Origin of the sequence: Caballeronia terrestris (genome assembly GCF_001544515.1) — a bacterium.
In the GTDB taxonomy this organism is placed as follows: Bacteria; Pseudomonadota; Gammaproteobacteria; order Burkholderiales; family Burkholderiaceae; genus Caballeronia; species Caballeronia terrestris.
Genome location: NZ_FCOL02000337.1, coordinates 1 through 1,801 on the forward strand (window position 1 = coordinate 1; position 1,801 = coordinate 1,801).

General features: G+C 59.4%; 4 protein-coding genes. 1 reads left to right on the forward strand and 3 read right to left on the reverse strand.

Translation table 11 applies throughout. From position 1 onward, the window contains the following. Positions 1 to 165 precede the first annotated feature (165 nt). Positions 166 to 288, forward strand: coding sequence for a helix-turn-helix domain-containing protein (locus tag AWB67_RS37200; protein ID WP_374729893.1), 123 nt, complete (start codon positions 166 to 168; stop codon positions 286 to 288). A gap of 8 nt (positions 289 to 296) precedes the next feature. Here the strand turns inward: AWB67_RS37200 and AWB67_RS37205 are convergent, their stop codons facing one another. From AWB67_RS37205 to AWB67_RS41220, 3 genes are all read right to left on the reverse strand, one after another. After that, positions 297 to 653: an alpha/beta hydrolase gene (locus AWB67_RS37205; RefSeq protein ID WP_087660787.1), complete on the reverse strand. Its 357-nt coding sequence runs from the start codon at positions 651 to 653 to the stop codon at positions 297 to 299. Then, positions 587 to 1,174 (reverse strand): hypothetical protein, encoded by a 588-nt coding sequence (locus tag AWB67_RS37210; protein ID WP_087660788.1) that lies wholly within the window; start codon positions 1,172 to 1,174, stop codon positions 587 to 589. The genes AWB67_RS37205 and AWB67_RS37210 overlap by 67 nt, the downstream gene beginning before the upstream one ends. Before the next feature lie 6 nt (positions 1,175 to 1,180). After that, positions 1,181 to 1,801: hypothetical protein (locus AWB67_RS41220; RefSeq protein WP_159965151.1), on the reverse strand; the 621-nt coding region annotated here is incomplete at its 5' end.

A 1,801-nucleotide genomic window follows, 5' to 3' on the forward strand; every position in this document is an offset into this window, starting at 1 on the left:
ACCGTCTCGCGCCCTTCGGTCGTGAAGATCAGTCGCGACGTTCCGCTCGACGAAGCCGCGCTCTTCGGCTGTGCCGTAATGGTGTGATCAGCCTCGAGCGGCGTGTCAGCCACGAGTGCCTCGTCTCCGTCGGCGGAATCAAGGATTCTGCCATTGCAGCGCGATTTGCCTATCAGCCAGATCGCACTCGACTGCGGCTTTGCGCATGCGAGCCATCTGGCGCATTGGATGAAACGGATGCTCGGCGTGACACCAAGGGACATCGTACGGGATGAACGGATCGAGTGACGCGAGTCTCATCGCAGAAAGCGCGCTGCGAGTTGGAGCGCGACCTGCGCTGCTTCCAGCCGCTCGACGTTCTGCTGAAACACATGATGCATGCCCGTCCATCGCTGAAGCGTTACGTCGTAGCCGCGCGCTTGGGCCCGCTGAGCGTATCGCAGCGCGTTGTCATAGAGAATCTCAGTGGCGCCGACCTGCACCAGCGGCCGCGCAAGTGAATCGGGAATGTCGCGTAGAGGAGACGCGAACCGTCTCTGCGGTTCAACGTCGCTCGCCCCAAACGACCGATGGCCCGGCTCCGCGATTATCCCGGCCCTTTGCCTGCCCCCGGTCTCCCTTGCTCGTTGTTGCCGCAGTCGAGCCTTTTCCATTGATACGTCTCCGCCTGGAAGGTCACTTGGAAGACGTTCTTGTCTTTGTCATACGCGATCTTCTGCACCTCGACGGTGACGCCGGGCTTAGCGGATTCAACGTCATTACTGTGCAGCAAGAGCTTGCTTCGCTCGAGGTACAGTTCGTTTGGCGGCAGCCGCTTGGTCTTGCTGTCTTGAGGCGTGGAGACAACCTCGGACGGACACTCTTGCACTGCCGGCGACGACTTTCGGAGCGACTGTTCGAACGTTATTTCCGCTATTTCGGAGATCGGCAAACTGAGGTCACCCGCCTGCGCCGTCGTTAGAATCCACATCCTGTTCGCACGGTCGAAGGACAGCGCGAGTACAGCCGCCACTTCCTGACGGTCCACCCGCCTGACTGTCCCAGTCCTCAGGGCATAGTCGTCTTGCTCCAAGAGATTGACCCATACATCGCCTTGTTGACCGTTGACCGGCATAAGGGAAAAAATCCCTAGTGACAGCGCCGTCAGCCGGCTTAAAACAGTCGAGATGCGCATGGTGGGCTACTCCATGATCAAGTATGTGGCTTGGGGATTGGGTAGAACGAGGGTCAACGGGCGCGTGATCGGTGCGTTCTTCTGGCGCGTCTCGCTGGCAAACAAGTATATGGAATGGTCATCGCTATAAAGCAGCCGCCACGTCACGCCCCCGCTATTGCAGGTGCGCCGGAATTGCTGCAATTCTTGAAGGCGCCGCGCGTCGCCGATATACGGCGGCAGCATATTTTGGTTACTGCCACAGGTGAGCACGAAAGCCGCGCTGTCCTTGCCGACTTCGAGGACGGCCGTAACGGCTGGCAACCGATGATGCACGCTATTGCTCACGTCCGCCTGAAAGGCTTCGTAACCTAGTTGTGACCCGAGGCGGAATGTTGCGAACACGATCACAGCGGCACGCAGCACATCGATCAGCAGCGGCGAAGTCAGGCCCAGCGCTCGACAGATAGCGCCTACCGCGCGAGCCACCGCGGTACGCCCTTTGATGATGGCAGCGATTCCCGCGAGCAGTATGTTCAATACGACGAGCGGAGCGGCTACGGTGAGCAGAAAAAGGGAGAATTGGTAGGGCGCGCGGAACAGCTCGAACGCGGCGATCAGAAAGGATTGGAAGCTTAGGTTGTAGAC

Excerpts from the sequence above, each read along its gene's own strand:
- AWB67_RS37205 (WP_087660787.1), bottom strand. The coding sequence starts at position 653 with ATGGAAAAGGCTCGACTGCGGCAACAACGAGCAAGGGAGACCGGGGGC.
- AWB67_RS37210 (WP_087660788.1), bottom strand. The coding sequence starts at position 1,174 with ATGCGCATCTCGACTGTTTTAAGCCGGCTGACGGCGCTGTCACTAGGG.